The sequence below is a fragment of the Brevibacterium sediminis genome (assembly GCF_024895295.1).
In the GTDB taxonomy this organism is placed as follows: Bacteria; Actinomycetota; Actinomycetes; order Actinomycetales; family Brevibacteriaceae; genus Brevibacterium; species Brevibacterium sediminis.
In genome coordinates this window covers 14,385-29,732 of record NZ_JAHQRN010000011.1, presented here as the reverse complement: position 1 = coordinate 29,732, position 15,348 = coordinate 14,385, and the positions used below count along the sequence as shown (strand labels likewise).

At 64.3% G+C, this 15,348-nt stretch carries 11 protein-coding genes; 9 read left to right on the top strand and 2 right to left on the bottom strand.

Features of this window, described 5'->3' with window-relative positions; genetic code table 11:
- The first annotated feature begins 9 nt into the window (after nt 1-9).
- From KTJ89_RS18300 to nrdR, 7 genes are all read left to right on the top strand, one after another.
- Nucleotides 10-309 carry a YggT family protein gene (locus KTJ89_RS18300; RefSeq protein ID WP_101546294.1) on the top strand — a complete coding sequence of 100 codons (300 nt, stop codon included), beginning with the start codon at nt 10-12 and terminating at the stop codon, nt 307-309.
- 304 nt (nt 310-613) lie between these two features.
- Nucleotides 614-1,417, top strand: coding sequence for a DivIVA domain-containing protein (locus tag KTJ89_RS18295; protein WP_259358840.1), 804 nt, complete (start codon nt 614-616; stop codon nt 1,415-1,417).
- Nucleotides 1,418-1,541: 124 nt separating this feature from the next.
- Nucleotides 1,542-2,078: a signal peptidase II gene (locus tag KTJ89_RS18290; protein WP_139469774.1), complete on the top strand. Its 537-nt coding sequence runs from the start codon at nt 1,542-1,544 to the stop codon at nt 2,076-2,078.
- On the top strand, nt 2,071-2,994 hold the full coding sequence (locus tag KTJ89_RS18285; RefSeq protein ID WP_139908244.1) for an RluA family pseudouridine synthase: 924 nt from the start codon (nt 2,071-2,073) through the stop codon (nt 2,992-2,994). Before KTJ89_RS18290 ends, KTJ89_RS18285 begins: the two co-directional genes overlap by 8 nt.
- Before the next feature lie 240 nt (nt 2,995-3,234).
- A complete protein-coding gene (dnaE, locus tag KTJ89_RS18280) occupies nt 3,235-6,744 on the top strand; it encodes a DNA polymerase III subunit alpha (RefSeq protein WP_374990299.1) in 3,510 nt (1,169 codons plus the stop codon).
- Between the two features lie 71 nt (nt 6,745-6,815).
- Nucleotides 6,816-8,126 carry a histidinol dehydrogenase gene (gene hisD / locus KTJ89_RS18275; protein WP_259358838.1) on the top strand — a complete coding sequence of 437 codons (1,311 nt, stop codon included), beginning with the start codon at nt 6,816-6,818 and terminating at the stop codon, nt 8,124-8,126.
- Between the two features lie 2 nt (nt 8,127-8,128).
- Entirely contained in the window at nt 8,129-8,626 is a 498-nt protein-coding gene (gene nrdR / locus KTJ89_RS18270; RefSeq protein ID WP_025777954.1) for a transcriptional regulator NrdR, read from the top strand.
- A gap of 257 nt (nt 8,627-8,883) precedes the next feature.
- Here nrdR and KTJ89_RS18265 read toward each other — a convergent pair whose 3' ends face one another.
- Complete coding sequence (locus KTJ89_RS18265; RefSeq protein WP_259358837.1) at nt 8,884-11,115, bottom strand: HelD family protein; 2,232 nt, start codon at nt 11,113-11,115, stop codon at nt 8,884-8,886.
- A gap of 233 nt (nt 11,116-11,348) precedes the next feature.
- Entirely contained in the window at nt 11,349-12,101 is a 753-nt protein-coding gene (locus KTJ89_RS18260; protein WP_259358836.1) for a spermidine synthase, read from the bottom strand.
- Nucleotides 12,102-12,396: 295 nt separating this feature from the next.
- Here KTJ89_RS18260 and KTJ89_RS18255 point away from each other — a divergent pair, with 295 nt between their 5' ends.
- Nucleotides 12,397-13,569, top strand: a complete 1,173-nt coding sequence (locus KTJ89_RS18255; protein ID WP_259358835.1) for a DUF4192 family protein — start codon at nt 12,397-12,399, stop codon at nt 13,567-13,569.
- A 284-nt stretch (nt 13,570-13,853) separates the two neighbouring features.
- Nucleotides 13,854-15,323 (top strand): RNA polymerase sigma factor, encoded by a 1,470-nt coding sequence (locus KTJ89_RS18250; protein ID WP_374990297.1) that lies wholly within the window; start codon nt 13,854-13,856, stop codon nt 15,321-15,323.
- The last annotated feature ends 25 nt before the right edge of the window (nt 15,324-15,348 follow it).

The following is a 15,348-nucleotide window of genomic DNA, read 5'->3' as shown; positions in this document are numbered from 1 at the left end:
GGGACCCACGTGGCCATCATCTTCTACATCCTCGGGACTGCACTGAGCCTCTACGTCTACGTGCTCCTGGCGCGAGTCGTGCTCGATCTGGTCCAGGTGTTTTCCCGCGATTGGAGGCCCACGGGCTTCCTCCTCGTCCTCGCCGAGATCGTGTACACACTCACCGATCCGCCCCTGAAGCTGCTGCGCAAGATCATTCCGCCGCTGCGGCTGGGACAGGTCTCGCTCGACCTGGGATTCATCGTCCTGCTCATCGGCATCCAGATCATCGCGTCGGTGTTCTTCAACCTTTCGCACACCTCCGCCTGATATCCGCCATCACAGTGTTCTCCGCTGAAGAACCACTGCGAATGGATATGGGGAACGGCGTGAAGAATGTGCCGGTCGATGAAGGGTTTTCGATTGATCGAATACCGGACAAATGGTGAATATGCTCACCGGAATTGGCTGTCAGTGTGCTCGAGTTGTTAGCCTCGAACGCGGAAAACTTCGTCATTGAATGCGAGACACGCCATTACTGCGGGACAAAACTGCAGGTGTTACGCTAATGTGACGTTGAAGCCGTCCTTCTGGGCGGCAGCGTAATGAATGTAGATCGACCGAAGGTGACCTCATGGCGCTCACGCCTGAAGACGTAGTAAACAAGCGGTTCCAGCATGTGAAGTTCCGCGACGGGTACGACCAGGACGAAGTCGACGATTTCCTTGATGAGGTCGTCGTTGAGATTCGCCGTCTCTACCAGGAGAACGACGAACTGCGTCAGAAGCTCTCCACCGCCGAACAGCGCGTGAAGGAACTCGAAGCCGGCGGCGCCTCCGCTGCACCGGCACAGGACATCGACGCCACTCAGGCGATGCCCGCCGCCGTTCCTGCTCCCGAAGCGAAGGAAGAGGCTCCGGCTCCGGCCGAGGCACCTGCCGCTCCGGCACCGGTCGAAGAGACCCCGGCCCCGGTCGTCAAGGAAGCCGCTCCCGCTCCGCAGGACAACTCCGCCGCACCAGCGATGACCGCCGGTGCCGCCGGTGGAGCTGCGGGTGCCGGTCTCGGTGCTGCCGCGGTCGGCGGCGACGGAGACGCTCATGGTCTCATCGCTCTGGCTCAGCGCGTCCACGACGAGCATGTTGCCGAAGGTGAGCGCAAACGCGACGAGCTCATCAAGGGCGCCGAGAAGGAAGCCGCCGACATCGTCGGCAAGGCCGAGTCCAAGCGCGACGAAACTCTGTCGACCCTCGAATCGCAGAAGTCGACCCTCGAGCGCTCCATCGACCAGCTCTCGAACTTCGAGCGCCAGTACCGCACTCGACTCAAGAGCTACCTCAACGATCAGCTGCGTGACCTCGAGAACTCCACGAGCCTGGCTCCGGAGACCCTCGACGGAAACGGCCCACTGGGCGGTTCCTCGAACCACAAGCTCTGATCTCAGCGCATCACCGACCGAGGTCCGGGAACTCCGCGGAGTACCCGGGCCTCCGTCGTGTCCGCACACTGCACCGTCGTGCGGGTGAATCCCGCGGCCTCGGCGGTGGTCTAGAATGAACCAAATGAACGATCCTGCCTCACGGGTGAAACGACCTCGCGCCGCCATGATGGCCCTGCTGTTCACAATCGCGGCAGTCGTGCTCGTGATCGATCAGTTCACCAAATTCCTCGCCGTCAGTCTCCTCGAAGACCAGCCTCCGGTGCCTGTGATCGGATCGCTGGCCGGATTCACCTTCTACCGCAATCCCGGAGCCGCCCTCGGCCTCGGCTCGAGCGTGACGTGGATCTTCCCGATCATCGCCATCGGCGTCTTCGTCGCGATCCTCGTGATCTCGCGCAAACTCGGCTCGAGAGCATGGGCAATCGGTCTCGGTCTGCTCTTGGGCGGACTCTTCGGCAACCTCGTCGACAGGCTCTTCCGCGAACCCGCATTCCTGCACGGAGCCGTCGTCGACTTCATCGATCTGTCGCTGTTCATCTGCAACGTCGCGGACATCGCGATCTCCGCTGCCGCGGTGACCTTGGTCATCGTCAGTCTCAGAGGCATCGACATCGACGGATCGGACTCCACCCGCGTGAAAGAGGACTCTCATGACTGAACGCTCCATCCTGGTCCCCGAGGGACTCGACGGTCAGCGCGTGGACGCTGCGATGTCGAAGCTGCTCGGCCTTTCCCGGACCGCCGCCGCCGATATCTGCGCCGACGGGGGAGTGGAGATGTCCGGGCGCCCCGTCATCAAGTCCGATCGCGTCATCGCCGGCGAACGGCTCGACATCATGATGCCCGAACCGAAGAAGCCCCTCGAGGTCGTGCCCGATCCAGTGCCGGGAATGCGCATCGTCCACGACGAGGACGCATTCGTCGTCGTCGATAAGCCCGTCGGGGTGGCAGCACACCCGGCTCTCGGTTGGACCGGACGCACCGTCGTCGGCGGGCTCGCCGCCGCTGGATTCCGCATCGCGACTTCCGGCGCCCCCGAACGTCAGGGCATCGTGCAGCGACTGGACGTCGGAACCTCGGGTCTCATGGTCGTGGCGAAGAGCGAATACGCCTACAGCGTGCTCAAACGCGCCTTCAAGGAACGCACGGTGGAAAAGACCTACCATGCGGTCGTGCAGGGACTGCCCGATCCAGTGCTCGGCACCATCGATGCCCCGATCGCCCGACACCCCAAGCACGACGGACTCTACGCAGTGCGCACCGAAGGCAAGAACGCGATCACCCACTACGAGGTGATCGAAGCCCACCGCCGCGCCGCACTCGTCGAGGTCCATCTGGAGACCGGACGCACCCACCAGATCCGCGTCCACTTCTCCGCCACCAAACACCCCTGCGTCGGCGACCTGCCCTACGGTGCCGATCCGGTGCTGGCGAAGGAACTCGGTCTGGAACGCCAATGGCTGCATGCCGTCAAACTCGGCTTCCACCACCCCGACACGCAGAAGTGGGTCGAATTCGAAAGCGGCTACCCCGAGGACCTGCAGACCGCGCTCGACCGCATCCGGCCGCACTGACGCCGCGGCCACGCGCTGCCGCTTGCCGGACTGTGTCGGAGACTGACTGCTGAGCGACGCGCCGACGGGACCCGCACAAACCGGAACCTCGTCGTGAAGTGCCCGGAACAACAGTCGCGGGAACCCGCTCCACGGGTGCCGATGGACTAAGCTGGAACGGCAACACCGGCAACTTCAGGAAGGCGGCGCCCAGTGCCGAACGAGGACTTCGTCCACCTCCACGTCCATACCGAATACTCCATGTTGGACGGTGCGGCCCGCCTCGCCGATCTGATGGCGGCGACGAAGGCATCGGGAATGTCCGCTATCGCCACGACCGATCACGGATACCTGTTCGGCGCCTTCGACTTCTGGTCGCAGGCGACAGCCGCCGGAATCAAACCCATCATCGGCGTCGAGGCCTATGTCACCCCCGGCACGGACCGTCGGGACAAGACCCGCGTGAAGTGGCGCACCGACGAATCGCAGAAGAGCGACGACCTCTCCGGTGGCGGTCTCTACACCCACATGACCCTGTTGTCTCGGAACAACACAGGCATGCGCAACCTGTTCAAGGCATCGTCGTATGCCTCACTGGACTCGGTGACGGCGAAATGGCCTCGACTGGACCAGGACCTGCTCGAGAGCTACTCCGACGGACTCCTCGCCACCACCGGCTGCCCGTCGGGAGAGGTGCAGGTGCGGCTGCGCCTGGGACAGTACGAAGAGGCCAAGGCGGCCGCCGGGAAATACCGTGAGATCTTCGGCAAGGACAACTACTACGTCGAACTCATGGACCACGGTCTGTCCATCGAGAAGCGAGTGACGAAGGACCTCATCCGGCTGTCGAAGGAACTCGACATTCCGCTGGTCGCCACCAACGACCTCCACTACACGCACGAATCGGATGCGAAGGCGCACGAGGCGCTGTTGGCCATCCAGTCCGGCTCCAAGCTCCTCGAACCCACCTACGATCAGGGCGGTTCGCGATTCGCCTTCTCCGGTTCCGGCTACTACCTCAAGACCCCCGCAGAGATGCGGTCCCTGTTCAAGGAATTTCCCGAAGCCTGCGACAACACCCTCGAGATCGCCGAGAAGTGCGAAGTCTCCTTCGACACCTCGGCGAACTACATGCCGAAGTTCCCGTGCCCTCCCGGTGAGGACGAGACCTCGTGGCTGATCAAGGAAGTCGCGAAGGGTCTCGACTACCGGTACCCGAACGGCGTACCCGACGACGTCCGCCGGCAGGCCGACTACGAACTCGACATCATCATCTCGATGGGCTTCCCCGGCTACTTCCTCGTCGTCGCCGACTTCATCAACTGGTCGAAGGACAACGGCATCCGCGTCGGACCCGGCCGTGGTTCGGGAGCCGGCTCCATGGTCGCCTACGCTATGCGCATCACCGACCTCGATCCGCTGCAGCACGGACTGTTCTTCGAGCGCTTCCTCAACCCGGACCGTGTGTCCATGCCCGACTTCGACGTCGACTTCGATGATCGTCGCCGCAGCGAGGTCATCGACTATGTGACCGAGAAGTACGGCGATGAGCGTGTGGCGATGATCGTCACCTACGGCACGATCAAGACGAAGATGGCGCTGAAGGACTCTGCGCGGGTGCTCGGCAAACCCTTCTCGATGGGTGAGCGGCTGACGAAGGCGCTGCCGCCGGCGGAGATGGCCAAGGACATCCCGCTCAAGGACATCGAGGACCCGGAGTCCAAGCGGTACAAGGAAGCCGGGGAGTTCCGCGAACTCGTCGACACCGATCCGGAGGCCCGAGAGACCTTCGAGACCGCGAAGGGCCTGGAAGGGCTGAAGCGTCAGTGGGGCGTCCACGCCGCCGGTGTCATCATGTCCTCGGACCCGATCATCGACGTCATCCCGATCATGCGTCGGTTCCAGGACGGTCAGGTCATCACCCAGTTCGACTACCCGACATCTGAGGGCCTCGGGCTCATCAAGATGGACTTCCTGGGGCTGCGGAACCTCACGATCATCTCCGATGCGGTGGAGAACATCAAAGCCAACCGGGATTTCGATCTCGACCTCGAGCACCTCGCCCTCGACGACCCGGCGGCGTACGAGCTGCTGACCCGCGGCGACACCCTCGGCGTGTTCCAGCTCGACGGCGGCGGTCTGCGTGCCCTGCTGCGGATGATGAAGCCGGATAACTTCGAGGATATCTCCGCGACCCTGGCGCTCTACCGCCCCGGTCCGATGGGCGCGGATTCGCATACGAACTATGCCCTGCGCAAGAACGGTCTGCAGGAGGTCACCCCGATCCACCCGGAGCTCGAGGAGCCGCTCAAGGAGATCCTCGACACCACCTACGGTCTCATCATCTACCAGGAGCAGGTGATGGCGATCGCGCAGAAGGTCGCCGGCTATTCGCTGGGCCAGGCCGATATCCTCCGCCGCGCGATGGGCAAGAAGAAGAAGTCCGAGCTCGACAAGCAGCAGGTCGGATTCTTCGGCGGAATGAAGGAACGCGGCTTCTCCGAAGCCGCCGCTCAAGCCCTGTGGGACATCCTGCTGCCGTTCTCGGACTACGCGTTCAACAAGGCGCACTCGGCCGCCTACGGCGTCGTGTCCTACTGGACCGCCTATCTCAAGGCGCATTACACGGCCGAATACATGGCGGCCCTGCTGACCTCGGTCGGTGACAACAAGGACAAGCTCGCGATCTATCTCAACGAGTGTCGTCGCCTCGGCATCACCGTGCTGCCTCCGGACGTCAACGAATCCGCTCTCCACTTCACCCCTGTCGGTACGGACATCCGCTTCGGAATGGGAGCGGTGCGCAACGTCGGCGCCCACGTCGTCGAGGGCATCGTCGAGGCCCGTGGAGAGAAGGGTTCCTACTCCTCGTTCACGGACTTCCTCGACAAGGTGCCCAGCCATGTGTGCAACAAGCGCACGATCGAATCGCTCATCAAGGCCGGCGGCTTCGACTCGCTCGGCCACAGCCGCCGCTCACTCGTCGAAGTCCACGAGGAGGCCGTCGACTCGGTCATCGGCGTCAAGAGGCAGGAAGCCAACGGTCAGTTCGACCTCTTCGCCGGTCTCGGCGGGGGAGACGACTCACCGGGCTTCTCCGTGACCATTCCCGACCGTCCGGAGTGGGAGAAGAAGGAGAAGCTGTCCTTCGAGCGCGACATGATCGGCCTCTACGTCTCCGACCACCCGCTCAACGGGCTCGAAGGCGTGCTGGCCGCTGAATCAGATGCCTCCATCGCCGAGGTGGTCGACCCTGAATCACACCGTCATGACGGATCCCAGATCAAGGTCTGCGGAATGATCACGCAGGTCACCCGCAAGGTGTCGAAGAACTCCGGGCGTCCCTATGCGATCGTGTCCTTGGAGGACCTCGAAGCCGAGATCGAAGTGATGTTCTTCGGCGACACCTACGAGCCCGTGGCGAGCCTTCTCGCGACCGACCTCGTGATCTCCCTGACCGGACGCATCCGCACCTCCGATGACCGTCCGACCTCGCTGATGGCGATGTCGATGACGATTCCCGATGTCACCGACCCCAACGATCGGCCGCTCAACCTCGTCATGCCGATGGAGAAGGCGACAGAGGAGATGGCGACGAAACTCAAGCAGATCCTCGAATCAAACAAGGGCCAGACCGATGTCCACATCACTCTGTCCCAGCCGGGACGGCAGACGGTGATGCGCCTCGACAGGTCGATCCGAGTCGACCCGAACCCGAGCCTCTACGGAGACCTCAAAGCGCTGCTGGGATCCCGCTGCCTGAGCGTCTGAGGCGCGAGCGCCGAGCCCGCCCTCGTCCGCACTTCGGGCGGGAGGAGAGCGGTGCTGCTGTGGAGACTAGAATGGTGCGGGTGAACATTCTGGACTTCCGTGGTGAGACCCTCAACAAGCGATTCCTGGCGCAGAAACTGCCTCGGGCCGCCGAGACCCATGCCGATATCGAACGACGGGTGGCTGAACTCCTTGACACCGTCGCCGGTGGGGGAGCGGCCGCGGTGAAGGACTTCACCGAACGCTTCGACGGAGTGCGCCCCGAAATGCTGCGGGTACCGGAATCCGCGCTGGCCGAAGCAGCGGCAGAACTCGATCCCGCAGTCAGGGCCGCGCTCGACGAATCGATCGCCCGCGCCCGGAAGGTCGCCGCCGATCAGCGCCCCGTCGATGTCCGCACCGAACTGGCCTCCGGTGCCTTCGTCACCACCCGTCACCTGCCGGTCGAACGGGTCGGACTCTATGTGCCCGGCGGACTGGCCGTCTACCCGTCGACTGTGATCATGAACGTCGTGCCAGCACAGACGGCCGGTGCACGCTCGTTGGCGATCGCCAGCCCACCGCAGAGCAATGGTCTGCCGCACCCGATCGTGCTCGCCACCGCACACATCCTCGGCGTGGACGAGGTCTGGGCGATGGGTGGGGCACAGGCGATCGGTGCTCTGGCCTATGGCTTCGACGACGATGAGGACCTCGAGCCGGTCGACCTCATCACCGGTCCTGGAAACGCCTATGTGGCTGCGGCGAAGTCGCTCGTCCGCTCCCGGGTCGGCATCGACGCGGTCGCCGGCCCTACAGAGATCATCATCCTCGCCGACGAACAGGCGGATCCGCGCTTCGTCGCCGCCGACCTCATCAGTCAGGCCGAACACGACGAACTGGCCGCCTCGGTGCTGGTCACCGACTCCGTCGATCTCGCCGAAGCGGTGCAGAAGGAGTTGGACGTGCAGGTGCCGGAGGCCATGCACACCGAACGGATCGGGACGGCTCTGGCCGGAAGGCAGTCGGCGATCGTCCTCGTCGACGACCTCGACGCCGGGATCACCGTCGTCAACGGCTATGCCGGTGAGCACGTCGAGGTCCACACGGTCGATGCGGAAGCGGTCGGGGCACGAATCACGAACGGGGGCGCGGTCTTCCTCGGCGATTGGGCCCCGGTGTCACTCGGTGACTACTGTGCCGGGTCGAACCACGTGCTGCCCACGATGGGCACCGCCGCGCACGGCTCCGGGTTGGGTGTGCACTCATTCATCAAGGTCAGCCAGGTCATCGACTATGACCGACAGGCACTGTCCGCGGTGGCAGAGCACATCGGTGTTCTCGCCGACGGCGAACAGCTGCCGGCCCACGGCCGGGCTGTCGACATCAGGTTCGAGGAGTAGAGATGCGCTGTCCGTTCTGCCGTGAGTCCGATTCTCGGGTCGTCGATTCGAGGACCAGCGAAGACGGCGCTGCGATCCGACGGCGCCGGCAGTGCCGTCATTGCGGTCGCCGCTTCACCACGATGGAGGCCACGAGCCTGTCGGTGATCAAACGCTCCGGAGTCACCGAGGAATTCTCCCGTCAGAAGATCATGTCGGGTGTGCGCAAGGCCTGCCAGGGACGTCCGGTCAGCGACGATGATCTCGCGAAGCTCGCTCAGCGGGTGGAGGAGAATATCCGGTCGCGCGGAATCGCCGAGATCGACGCCGACGAGGTGGGACTGTCGATCCTCGAACCGCTGCGCGAACTCGACCAGGTCGCCTACCTGCGATTCGCCAGCGTCTACCAGGGATTCGACTCGCTCGAGGACTTCGAGGCAGCGATCGATTCGCTGCGCGCCGATGCGCTGCTGCAGTCCGGTCAGACTCGGGAACCCACCCCCGACGACTTCGCCGACTGAGCTGCTCGGGGACCCGGCCGACCGGATCCTGAGACTGCTGAGATTTCTGTCAGAAATCTTCGTTTCGAGTACCGCGGTACAGAAATAGTTGTGTAGTATTGAACGTGCGCGCTACGGCGCGCGGCCGCTTGCGGTTCGGAGGGGAAGCCGAACCCAAGCGGCCTTTCACATTCACCCCTCAATTACTACCTGACGGCGGCCCAGCAACCTCGCGCGAGGTTGCTGGGCCGCCGTCAGGTAGTAATAAGGGGTTTGGGTCAGCCGGCTTGGCGGATCGTTTCGGCGGAGAAGAGCTCGGTGAGTTCCGTCGATGCCGATGCCAGGACACGCAGACGTTCAGTCGTGCGGGTCAGCGCCACATAGAGGCCGCCGACGCCCTCTTCGCCGCCGAGCGGAGCGATGCGGCCGGGTTCGACGATGATCACCGCATCGAACTCGAGGCCTTTGGCCTGCTGCGGGGTGATGAGGGCGATCTGATGATCCAAGCCCGTGACCGACCGCCCGAAATCGAAGTCCGCGATCGCCTCGGCGATGGGCTCGATGAGTTCCCCATCAGCGATGACGGCGATCTTCCCACCTTCGGCGGCGGACACCTCGGCCGCGACCGCCTCGGGGAGGGCGCCCAGCATCTCCGATTCGTCGGCGAAGGTATCCAGGCGCGGATTCGATCCTCCCTGGCGCACCGATTCGACGAGCTCGAGCTGCGGGAAATGCCGGTGCAGGTAGCGGTTGGCCAGATCCATCACCGACTGCGGGGTGCGGTAGGAGACCGTGAGCACCTGGAGGGCGAAACGATCTCCGACGAATTCGCTCAGGATCGATGACCAGGTGCGGGCGTTGTCGACCTGCGAGGACTGGGCGAGGTCACCGACGACCGTGGCCGACTTCGACGGCACGCGACGGAAGAGCACCCGCCACTGCATGGGAGAGAGCTCCTGCGCCTCATCGACGACGAGGTGGCCGTACGTCCACTCGCGGTCCTCGAGAGCGCGTTCGGCCAGCGTCATCGTCGGTCCCTGTTCCTCCCAGCGGGCAGCGAGGGTCTCGGCGGAGACCATCCCGCCGGTCTCGGTCATGTCGACGACGGCTTCGGCGTATTCGCGTGCCGAGTCATCTCGCGCCTGCGTCTGCTGCGGGGCGGAACCGAGAAGCTCGGCCAACTCGTCGAGCAGCGGCACATCATCGACCGTGAACTCATCCCGACGCTGCTCGAGCAGAATCGACTGCTCGGCAGGAGTGAGGACCTTGCGGGCAGCGGCCTGCAGTTTGTGCGGCCTGCCCAGCAGAGACCGCAGCGCGGCGGCCGGGCCGATGGGGAACCATGCGAGGTTGAGGGCGCGTCGGACGTCGACGGAGGAGCGCAGGTCTTCGAGCAGCTCGGGCAGCCGTTCGCCGGCCGCATCCATCCCCATCTCACGGGCGAGATCCTCGGCGAGGATCTTCAGCAGACCGGTGACGAAACCGGTGCGGGCGGCATTGTGCGGGTCCCCGCTGCGACGAGCCCGATCGCGCGCGGACTGAACGTCCTTACGACGCAGCACGATCGTGTGCGAACGCACCCGCATCTCGACATCGTGATCGGGAATGCGCTGATAGTTCGCAACATGGTTCTTCAGCACCCGAGCCATGACGGAGCGGCCCTTGATCTCGGCGACAGCCGGTGCATCTGCGGCATCCGTATCGAGGCCCGGGTACAGCTGACCGGGAGTGAGCAGAACGGCCCCGGTTTCGCCGAGGCTGGGCAGAACCTTCTCGATGTACTTGAGGAACACCGTCGACGGGCCGACGAGGAGGACACCGGACTTCGCGATGCGCTCACGGTGACGGTAGAGCAGGAAAGCGGCACGGTGGAGCGCGACGGCGGTCTTGCCGGTTCCCGGCCCTCCCTGGACGACGAGCACGCCGGAGAGCGGACGGCGGATGATCGCATCCTGCTCGGCCTGGATGGTTGCGACGATATCGCCCATCCGTCCGGTGCGATGAGTGCTGAGGGCGGCGAGGAGTGCGCCTTCGCCCTGGAGATTCGACCGCTGAGCGTCATCGAGTGCGTCGATGTCGAGCACATCGTCTTCGATGCCGGTGACCTTCCGGTTCGCGGTGACGAGGTGACGTCGGCGGGCGATCCCGTCGGGGTTGGCGGCCGTCGACTGATAGAAGCGCTCGGCAGCCGGTGCCCTCCAGTCGATGAGGATCTGCTGACGCTGTTCGTCGGTGAGTCCGATGCGACCGATGTAGGTGGGGTCGTCTTCGTCGATGATGTCGAGGCGACCGAAGCACAGCCCCTCCTCGGCGCCGTCGAGACGGATGAGCTGATCTTCGTACATCGTCGCGAAGGCATCGCGTTCGGTGCGGTGCTGGTGGTTGCCTCCGACCTCGGAGACCCTCACCGTGCCCAGGCGGGCCGTCGTCTCCTCCCGGAGCTCATCGAGGCGGGCATAGAGCTCGTCGAGCTTGGTCTGCTCGACACGAATTTCTGAAGTTTCGGTCATCTCACCTTCTTGGGTCGGCATTCAATTATGCCGAACTTTCCCCGGTGTCTGTAGTCGCATCGTCATTTCGGACCGGGGCGTACCTCACATTCCCTGTCTGCCGGGGGTAGGCAAAGCCAGCCGGGTCAGCAGGGCGAGGGGAGAAGAGCCAGCTGGGTCGGAAAGTGCAGGAGCGTGGGACCCGAGAGGCGGCCGGTGCCGACGTGAAGGTCAGAGTCCCGATCTCGTGAAGATCAGAGGCCCAACCTGGAGCGCAGTTCTGCTCCCGCCAGGAAGGTCGCTGAGGAGGCGGCGGTGCGCAGACTGCGGTCGAGCCCACCCGTGTCGAGGGGAGTATTGGAGGCGAGGACGACGACGTTTCCGCGTCGACGTCCCTTGAGGATCGCCGGTTCCGTGGCTGCGGCAAGATGGGCGAAGTGCTCGCCGAGGCTGCGGAGTTCGGACCGGAGGACGCGGTGGTCACCTGAGTCAGGCACATTGGCGACATAGATGCCGGAGCCCTTGACCGCCTCGGCGCAGGAGGCGAAGAACTCCGAAGTTTGCAGAGACGCGGGAACCGAGTCGTGGTCGAAGGCGTCGCGGACGAGGACGTCGAGGGTCTCGGGCCGGAACTTGCCGATCTCCACCGCTCCGTCGCCGGCGCGCAGCGCCAGGGCGGGGGAGCGGGGCAGGTCGAACCAGTCGCGAGCGAAGTCGAGCAGCTTGGCATCGATGTCGATCGCCGTCTGCTTCGATCCCGGTCGTGCCGAGTTCAGCGCCCGGGCCAGAGCACAGCCGGCAGCACCGATGTGTGCGGCCCGCAGCGTCCGGTCAGGGAGTTGAACGTCGATGATGCGTCGCATCCAGTCCAGGTACTCGAAGTCCAGTCGCTGCGGATCGCTGAGCGTGATCGACGAAGAAGGGACCCCATTGACGTGGAGCACATAGGAATCGGCCTCACCGTCGAGCTTCTCCAGCCGGGCTTCACCCGTCGAGATGTCGACCACTTGAGAACCAGGAACTGTGTATATCCGTCGCTTCGCCACCCCTCACTTGTATGCCAGTAAGGCGTGTGAGGCAATTCGGCCCGGATTCTCGTGGGGATGACGGATGCGACTCGCCCACCAGAGCGCTGTGGACCCGTGCGGTCCATCCACAGGCGCAGACCAGGATCTGGAGGAACGGATGAGGGATCGGTTGAAGTGGGTACCCAGAAAGGCAGCCCATCCCAGGCATGGGCCTCGCCTCAGGCACGGGAACCGCTCCGCACCGGCTGGTTCCGAACTGATCAAGGAGGACGCAGTGAAGACACCGGCCCGCACACCCGAGGACATCATCGGGATCATCCCCCATACTCTCGGGTACACCCCGCGTCGCAGCCTCGTCGCTGTCATCGTCGGCACCGAGCTCAACGGGTCCCAGACCAGTTCGACCACGATGCGCATCGACTTCGACCGGGAGAGCGCGGCGCAGACGCTGTCCCAAGGCGGCGGCTGGTACGCCGACCTCGTCATGCGCGCCGGTACGGTCACCGGGGTCTTCCTCGTTCTCTATGATGACGACTATCAGCCGGTCAGCGCTTTCGGCGCCGGTGCAGACGCCGAATACGCGGAGGTCCACCGTGGTCTCATCCGAGCAGCGATCGACGAACTGGCCATCACCTTCGCCTCCAGAAGCGTCGACACCCTCAGCGCATGGTGGGTCAACCAAGAGCACTTCGGACGCATCGACGAGGACGGCTATGACTGCACACCGCTGATCGAGGCAACCACCTCGGCGTGTGCCACCGAACTCGTCGCCGGCGGATCCAACCCAGTCAACGATCCGGAGGACCTCGTCATCGCCCCGATGACCGCCGATGCCTTCGCCGACAGTCGTCGCGGACATGCCGAGGAGTGGATGGGCACGGACGAGGCCTTCGCGATCCTCGCCGAGGTATACCCGCGCCTGGACGCCATGCGGTGCGAGGAGGACGCGATCGACGAGGCGCGCATCCACGACCTCATGGACCTGCCGACCGTGATGGCACTCGATACCCTGCTCGTCGAGAAATGGTCGCGCGACGCACTCGAGATGATCCTCAGCTTCGACCACCCAGACTTCCCACCCTCCCTGGTCAAGGGACTCGACGGTGACGAACTCATCGTGATGAGCCGCCGTGTGGTCTCTCAAGCACGGGCGGCTCAGCAGCTCGTCGGGCTCTCAGCGCGTGCACCCAGGCCGCGCGACATCATGCTCACCATCGCCTTCCTCAAGGACTACCTGCAGGCCGGCCACCCGCGGGCCAGAGCCAACACCTATGCCGTCATCGCCTGGTTCGAATGGTCTCTGGGCGGATCGACGATGGCGCTGAACTATGCCCGTGCCGCCCTCGGGCTCGAAGCCGAACACGGGCTGGCCGAACTCATCGTCAGCGCGGTCGATATGGGGTGCCTGCCCCGCTGGCTGACGGAGACTCAGCGTACGACCATCTGATCGGGCCGCCGTGTACGGCGCGGACGGTCGGCCTCCCCGATGCGGACGGTCGGCCGCCTCGGCGAGATCAACGCGAGGGGGAGGCGAGGGGAACAGATTCGCAGGTCACATTGTTGTCGGGGGCAGGCCGGACGGATCGTCCCGGAGTCTTCGACGGCCGATTCGCAAAGCGGGGAATAACGTGAGAAAATTAAGCGTTGACCCAGTCATTGCATGATGGGCGAACTCTGCGTTCGCCCCGGACCGCACGCGGACCACTTGACTTGGGTCTTAGTACTGTCCGAATGCATGGGGAAGTTTCAACGCTCGCGAAAGGTGAACACGTGCCCAGAGTCGACAAGGAATCCACAACGGTGACGGAGAAGTCGGAGGGAACGGCCGGCACGACCTCGACCGGTGGATCCAAGACCACTGCGGCGTCGAAGTCCACTGCGAAGAAGACGACCGCTGCCGGAGCCAAGAAGACAGCGACCGCGAAGTCGGCGACTGCGAAGTCGACTGCCGCAAAGACCGAGACGGCTGCGTCGAAGAAGACGGCTGCTGCGAAGAAGACAGCCGCCGCGAAGTCGACGGCTGCTCCGGCGAAGACCACGACGAAGGCCCCCGCCGCCAAGGAAGCCAAGAAGGCGACCAAGGCGAAGAAGGCCGACGACGATATCGACACCACCGAGGAAGTCGAACCGGCCGCGGACGCTCTGGCCACAGAGGAGAGCCCCGCCGAGGCGACCGAGACGAAGAACTCGGAAGAGAAGGAGAAGAACGCCGCCGTGGCCGAGGCCGGTGGCTTCATCGTCTCCGATGCCGACGAAGAGGACGCGCCCGCTCAGCAGGTCGTCTCCGCCGGTGCGACCGCAGACCCGGTCAAGGACTACCTCAAGCAGATCGGCAAGGTGGCCCTGCTCAACGCCGCCGAAGAGGTCGATCTCGCCAAGCGCATCGAAGCCGGAATGTACGCCGAGCATCTGCTCGACGGCGGAGAGGTGACCGACCCGCGCGAAACGATGGACTACAAGTGGATCATCCACGACGGTCGCATCGCGAAGAACCACCTGTTGGAGGCCAACCTCCGACTCGTCGTGTCCCTGGCCAAACGCTACACCGGCCGCGGAATGCTGTTCCTCGACCTCATCCAGGAAGGCAACCTCGGCCTCATCCGCGCCGTCGAGAAGTTCGACTACACGAAGGGCTTCAAGTTCTCGACCTACGCCACGTGGTGGATCCGCCAGGCCATCACCCGCGCGATGGCCGACCAGGCTCGGACGATCCGCATCCCGGTGCACATGGTCGAGGTCATCAACAAGCTCGCCCGCGTGCAGCGCCAGATGCTGCAGGACCTCGGTCGCGAACCGACCCCGGAAGAGCTCGCGAAGGAACTCGACATGACACCCGAGCGTGTCGTCGAGGTCCAGAAGTACGGTCGCGAGCCCATCTCGCTGCACACCCCGCTCGGTGAAGACGGCGACTCGGAGTTCGGCGACCTCATCGAGGACTCCGAGGCAGTTGTGCCCTCGGACTCGGTGAGCTTCACCCTCCTCCAGGAGCAGCTGCACTCCGTGCTCGACACGCTCTCGGAACGTGAAGCGGGAGTGGTGTCCATGCGTTTCGGACTCAACGACGGTCAGCCGAAGACCCTCGACGAGATCGGCAAGGTCTACGGCGTCACCCGTGAGCGCATCCGCCAGATCGAGTCGAAGACGATGGCCAAGCTGCGTCACCCGTCCCGCTCGCAGGTGCTGCGCGACTACCTCGACTGAGTCTCACCTCGGCCGGTCCACGAGC

Excerpts from the sequence above, each read along its gene's own strand:
- KTJ89_RS18285 (WP_139908244.1), top strand. The coding sequence starts at position 2,071 with ATGACTGAACGCTCCATCCTGGTCCCCGAGGGACTCGACGGTCAGCGC.
- dnaE (WP_374990299.1), top strand. The coding sequence starts at position 3,235 with ATGTTGGACGGTGCGGCCCGCCTCGCCGATCTGATGGCGGCGACGAAG.
- KTJ89_RS18250 (WP_374990297.1), top strand. The coding sequence starts at position 13,854 with ATGCATGGGGAAGTTTCAACGCTCGCGAAAGGTGAACACGTGCCCAGA.
- hisD (WP_259358838.1), top strand. The coding sequence starts at position 6,816 with ATGGTGCGGGTGAACATTCTGGACTTCCGTGGTGAGACCCTCAACAAG.
- nrdR (WP_025777954.1), top strand. The coding sequence starts at position 8,129 with ATGCGCTGTCCGTTCTGCCGTGAGTCCGATTCTCGGGTCGTCGATTCG.
- KTJ89_RS18295 (WP_259358840.1), top strand. The coding sequence starts at position 614 with ATGGCGCTCACGCCTGAAGACGTAGTAAACAAGCGGTTCCAGCATGTG.
- KTJ89_RS18290 (WP_139469774.1), top strand. The coding sequence starts at position 1,542 with ATGAACGATCCTGCCTCACGGGTGAAACGACCTCGCGCCGCCATGATG.
- KTJ89_RS18265 (WP_259358837.1), bottom strand. The coding sequence starts at position 11,115 with ATGACCGAAACTTCAGAAATTCGTGTCGAGCAGACCAAGCTCGACGAG.